The 1,574-nt window shown below is 74.0% G+C and carries 1 protein-coding gene; it reads right to left on the reverse strand.

Annotation, left to right across the window (positions count from 1 at the left end):
* Nucleotides 1–368: 368 nt before the first annotated feature.
* Nucleotides 369–1,508 (reverse strand): DNA-processing protein DprA, encoded by a 1,140-nt coding sequence (gene dprA / locus V7050_RS20965; RefSeq protein ID WP_324369849.1) that lies wholly within the window; start codon nt 1,506–1,508, stop codon nt 369–371.
* Nucleotides 1,509–1,574: the final 66 nt, after the last annotated feature.

Raw genomic sequence — 1,574 nt, forward strand, 5'->3', positions numbered from 1 at the left:
GCCCAGCACCTGCAACCTGCCCGAGACCGTCCTGCCCGGATCCACGCTCGACCTGATCGACGAACTGCTCGACTTCGTGTCGAAGCGCTGACCGGCCGGCTGAGACAGGTTCCGATCGAATACCGCGAGAAGCACGGGGCAGCGGCCGCCCGCGGTGGGCGCGGAAGCGCCCGCGTCGTGGCTGAGGCACACCTTTGGCATGACGGGGGCGGGCGGGCGCTGCCCGTGCTGACGCACGGGCCGGAATTGCGGGGGCGTTGCACGCCAAACCATCGTGGCGCGCAGGATCGGAGATCAGGTGCAGCGCATTTGATGCAGCCGTCGAATTCGTCCGCCGCCGCTTCCCAATCGTTTCAAGAGGAAACCGTTCAGCCGGGAACACGCGAGACGAGGCCGCCCGGATGCCGCTGCACGAGCCCGGCGAGTTCCAGGTCGATCAGCGCCGCGGCGAGGGCGGCCGCCGGGCAGCCCAGTTCGCGGATCAGCAGATCCTCGGCCACCGGTGCCGGGCCGAGCAGGTCGAGCAGCCGGCCTTCGGATCCCGCCGGCGCCGCCGCCGGCGCTTCCTCGCGCCTGGGCGCGGCGGCGGGCAGGGCGGTGCCGCCCGCCGCGGCCAGCGCCTCGGCCACGTCCGCGGCATCGCGCACCAGCGTCGCGCCGTCGCGGATCAGCGCGTTGCAGCCGCCGGCGCGCGGGTCCATCGGGCTGCCGGGCACCGCCATGACCTCGCGGCCCTGGTCGAGCGCGTTGCGCGCGGTGATGAGGCTGCCCGAGCGCAGCGCGCCCTCCACCACCACGATGCCTTCGGCGAGGCCCGAGACGATGCGGTTCCGGCGGGGGAAGTCCTGCGGGCGCGGGGCATGGCCGATCGGCATTTCCGACAGCCGCAGCCCCGATTCTGCGATGCTCGCGGCCAGGCCGCCGTTCTCGGCCGGATAGACCACGTCGACGCCGCCGGCCTGCACCGCGATCGTCCCGGTGGCCAGTGCCGCGCGATGCGCCGCGGCGTCGATGCCGCGGGCGAGCCCGGAGACGATGGCGAAGCCCATGCCCCCGAGATCCGTCGCCAGCCGCGCCGCCATCCGGCAGCCCAGCGCCGAGGCGTTGCGCGCGCCCACGAGCGCCACCGACCGCTGCCCGCACAGCTCTTCCGATCCCATGGCCCAGAGAAAGGGCGGCGGATCGGCGATCGTCGCAAGCAATGCCGGATAGCCCGGCCCGCCCAGCAGCAGCGGCGCGGCGCCGGCGGCCGCCGCGGCCCGCCATTCCGCCTCGACCTCGGAGCGGGACGCGGGGGCATAGTCCCGCACCCCCGATTCCGCCGCGATCGCCGGCAGGGCGTCCAGCGCGCCGCGGGCGGATCCGAACTGGCGGATCAGCCGGATGAAGGTGGCCGGGCCGACGCGGCGCGAGCGGATCAGCCGCAGCCAGTCGAGACGGCCCTCCTCGGACCGCGGCAGCGCCCCGGGCGGGATCTTGGCCGAACGCGGCGGGCTGCTGTCGGTCACGGACGATCTCCTCGCCACGAATGGCAGGGAGAATGGTTAACCCGGGCTTAAGACCAACGGCCCACA

The organism is Amaricoccus sp., assembly GCF_036846665.1.
Classification (GTDB): domain Bacteria; phylum Pseudomonadota; class Alphaproteobacteria; order Rhodobacterales; family Rhodobacteraceae; genus Amaricoccus.